Below are 1,263 nucleotides of genomic sequence, written 5' to 3' on the forward strand. Positions count from 1 at the left end.
ATCAGAAACCTCACTGGCCTTGGCTGCCATGTGGTTAGAGAGATGGTTGATGGCATCCCCTAAATCTTCAATACCTTCCTGATTAAGCTTAAAGACATTGCGTAATTTGGCAAAGCGCTCCCCAATCTCATCCCCGCTCATATCAAAAGCAACGGCCGCTTTGGCAGCATAAATACTAAAAGCCTCGAGATCTTGTTCACCAATACCTGCTTGGCTGGCACTGGTCATCAATTCTAAGACTTCACGGGCTGCCAAAGGGATTTTTGTAGACGTCTCAAGGGCAAAACGGCGCAATTGTTTTAAACGATCAAGGGGGGCATCCAGAACCTTTTCCAAACCCTTCATTGATTGGTCAAATTGCATGGCTTTATAGAGAGGAGCAATTAGGGTAGCGGTTTGAGCAACAGCCCCCACCATGCGCCCACGCACATGAATATAAGCATTTTCTGCATGGGCTGTTGCTTCGCTCAAATGCTCAGGGTCAAACCACCCTTTAAAATGCTTGCGTGTCTGGTTTTGAAAATGCGCAACATCTAAACTAAAGGCTCTTAAGTCTCGCTTGGCAGAAGTGATCCCCTCTTGCAGATGATTGACAAAACGCACAACAAGAGAAACATCCATGATCGCATATTATCCTAACATTTGGCTTTCATATTCTAGGGCTTTCAAGCGCGCGAGTTCTTCTCGATAGGAAATCACATCAAGCCAATCCATCTGGTTAATCTCTGAAGGCGCCCAGTGATAATAAAGGGCTAGTTCTGCCCCAAATTGTCCAGCTGATAGGATTGGCGTGTGGAAAAAAAAGCAAAAAATGCCTTAAACACTGCCATAATATCGATAACATCAAGACGATTAATGAGTTCAACAGATTCATGAGACATATCGGCTAAAAGCATGGCTATTCCTTCCATAGCCTCATAGGTGGGGAGGTGATTAAAAATCAAGTTGTGAATGAACGCCAAGACGCACTAAAATCAATCGGTCTTGATCAACCAAGCGGTAAATAAACACTAGATCAGGTCGAATATGACAATCCCGATAATCTTTCCAATTTCCAGTTAATGCATGGTCATGATATCGAAGTTCTAAAGGTTGATCATYTGCTAATGCCACAATGACTTGATGCAAATCTGTACTTAAAAGATGCCGATATCGTCCTTTCATTTCACGCTTGAAATCACGTTTGAAAATGGTGGTACGTTCAATCGTCCGCATAGAGATCATCAAATAATTCGTCTACGGAATGAAACTTTTTTAAGTTGC

3 protein-coding genes are annotated in these 1,263 nt (G+C 42.9%); all 3 read right to left on the reverse strand.

What is annotated here, in order from left to right:
* A partial coding sequence (locus CEV08_RS09190) for a phage tail tape measure protein (RefSeq protein ID WP_100131281.1) occupies window positions 1-621 on the reverse strand: 621 nt, incomplete at its 3' end.
* Between the two features lie 131 nt (window positions 622-752).
* Window positions 753-944, reverse strand: coding sequence for a hypothetical protein (locus CEV08_RS09195; RefSeq protein ID WP_100131282.1), 192 nt, complete (start codon window positions 942-944; stop codon window positions 753-755).
* Window positions 934-1,215: a type II toxin-antitoxin system YafQ family toxin gene (locus CEV08_RS09200; RefSeq protein WP_100131283.1), complete on the reverse strand. Its 282-nt coding sequence runs from the start codon at window positions 1,213-1,215 to the stop codon at window positions 934-936. Before CEV08_RS09200 ends, CEV08_RS09195 begins: the two co-directional genes overlap by 11 nt.
* Window positions 1,216-1,263 lie beyond the last annotated feature (48 nt).

The organism is Bartonella tribocorum (genome assembly GCF_002778015.1).
GTDB lineage: Bacteria > Pseudomonadota > Alphaproteobacteria > Rhizobiales > Rhizobiaceae > Bartonella > Bartonella tribocorum_B.